This is a genomic window from Roseburia sp. OF03-24 (assembly GCF_003463035.1).
Taxonomy (GTDB): Bacteria; Bacillota; Clostridia; order Lachnospirales; family Lachnospiraceae; genus Roseburia; species Roseburia rectibacter.
In genome coordinates this window covers 1-1,573 of record NZ_QSCK01000078.1, presented here as the reverse complement: position 1 = coordinate 1,573, position 1,573 = coordinate 1, and the positions used below count along the sequence as shown (strand labels likewise).

At 39.2% G+C, this 1,573-nt stretch carries 1 protein-coding gene; it reads left to right on the top strand.

The genetic code is table 11. From position 1 onward, the window contains the following. The first annotated feature begins 161 nt into the window (after positions 1-161). Entirely contained in the window at positions 162-1,415 is a 1,254-nt protein-coding gene (locus tag DXA60_RS18975; RefSeq protein WP_186898968.1) for a transposase, read from the top strand. Positions 1,416-1,573 lie beyond the last annotated feature (158 nt).

The window sequence follows — 1,573 nt, the reverse complement described above, 5'->3', positions numbered from 1 at the left end:
CTTGAGTTTCCGTACTTTTATCCACAAAGCCCCGTTTTCATAATCATCGTCATAAACAACTTTCAAAAAATGCCCAAAATATAAGGAATCCTTTCCTGTTTTGTAGTAAAATTAAGGTGTCTAATCAAAAAGATACTAAACAAAAATCAGGAGGACTCCTTATGCTTAATTCTACAACAAATACTTATACTTTGAAACGGGAAATTTTAACTTTTTCAAATAAAATTTCAAAACACCTGTCCAAGCCGGACAAAAAGTTTTCTGCCGAGATGACTTATGGTATGCTTGCCTCCAGAAGCTGTCTTTTAACCGATGTTGTGGATCAGCTTCACGAAGATTCCAAAAAGGTCAATTCTGTTGAACGGCTGACCAGACATTTAAACAATGGCATTTCCTCCACCACGCTTAAATCTTATCTTACTGCCATCCGTAAATGGGCTCCGCAAGAACCTGTCATACACATTGATGACAGCGATGTTGTAAAGCCTGATGGTTACAAATTTGAAGCTCTCGGACTTGTCAGAGATGGCTCTAAAAGTACTGCTTCCAAAACAGTTTATGAAAAAGGATATCATGTAACAGAAGCCTGTGTTCTCACTAAAAATAATCATCCTGTCAGTATTTTTTCAGAAATTCATTCTTCAAAAGAAAAACATTTTACCTCTATAAATGATGTTACTTTTTCTGCAATGGAACGTGGTGCAGCTCTCTTTGGCAAAGCAACCTTTGCCATGGACAGAGGCTACGATGACAACAAGATGTTTCTGAAACTTGATGAACTGGAACAGGACTATGTCATCCGTCTTACTGCCAAAAGGAAACTCTTCTTCCATGGAAAATGGGTTCCTGCCACACAGCTTCGTAATCAGAGAAAGGGTAAGATTAAAACTGCCCTGACATACAAGGGTAAAAAGCATGATGCCTATCTTTCTCATGTGAAAGTACAGATTACCGCTTCAAAGAAAGATATTTATCTCGTACTGGTTTACGGCATTACAGAACATCCCATGATGCTTGCAACCAATAAGAAAATCAAATCCAAAGAAGACGTGGTAAATATCGCCCTGACTTACTTTTCCAGATGGCGCATTGAGGAATATTTCCGCTGTAAGAAGCAGATGTTTCAGTTTGAAAACTTCCGTGTGAGGAAGCTCGCTGCAATCAATGCCCTGAATTTTTATATTACCCTGTGCATGGCATTTCTGGCACATATGTCCATGAAACCAGAAACGCATGCCCTAAAGGTTGCAATCATACAAAAAGCAGACCCTGTAAAGGAAAAAGTACATTTCTGCTATTACCGGTTAGCCAAAGGTATCTCCGGCATACTATCATATGCAAAAGAAGGCGTCAGGCTGTGGTTTCGGACAAAACGTCCGGCATATCGTCAACTCTGCCTTAAGCTGACCGCTTAGATAGATAAAAGAATACATCTCCCAAAGCCCGATTCCGGTGGGGCTTATTAAAGTGCCTCTACTCATAGAACTGTCAATCTAAAATATCAAAAAAACTGACAGATTGGTGCTTTGGGAAGATGTAATCATGTTTTGATTACATTTTGCGGAAACTCAAG

Excerpts from the sequence above, each read along its gene's own strand:
- DXA60_RS18975 (WP_186898968.1), top strand. The coding sequence starts at position 162 with ATGCTTAATTCTACAACAAATACTTATACTTTGAAACGGGAAATTTTA.